Raw genomic sequence first — 432 nt, 5'->3', positions numbered from 1 at the left:
AGATCAAACCCATTGTGCAAACAGAAGCGCGAATCTTCGCCCGCAATCGCGGCGCGCGCCATATTGGGGTCGATCTGCGACAGCGGACGCCAGGATTTGTCGATGCCGTGGCCACCCAGCGCATCGCCAACCATCGTCAGCGTAATCGGTGGCGGCACGAAGCGATACAATACGACCATGAAGACCGACAGGATCACAAACGCGACAACGGCGCGTACGGCCCAGCCCAGCACCCGTCCGACCAGACCACGTTTCCGGCGAGGGCGCTCACGCTGGTTCAGCTGAGGTTGCGGCACATGCGTTCCGACATTGACGTTCCCCGGCTCCATGACATGCTCCCGCAGCATTCCGTAGCGCGGGAGCATTGTCGAGGAAAGGAACGCGCTGCGCTCAGGCGGCGACCAGCATCCGATTGTCGCCGGCGATGCGCAT

The 432-nt window shown here is 62.5% G+C and carries 1 pseudogene; it reads right to left on the bottom strand.

Annotated features, from left to right (window positions below):
- Positions 1–329, bottom strand: a pseudogene (locus tag AACY52_RS31685) (hypothetical protein); the annotation flags it as partial.
- Positions 330–432 lie beyond the last annotated feature (103 nt).

The organism is Pseudomonas sp. EA_65y_Pfl1_P113 (assembly GCF_963970525.1).
GTDB lineage: Bacteria > Pseudomonadota > Gammaproteobacteria > Pseudomonadales > Pseudomonadaceae > Aquipseudomonas > Aquipseudomonas tritici.
The sequence above is the reverse complement of the archived record's forward strand: the minus strand, read 5'-3'. Positions and strand labels throughout refer to the sequence as shown.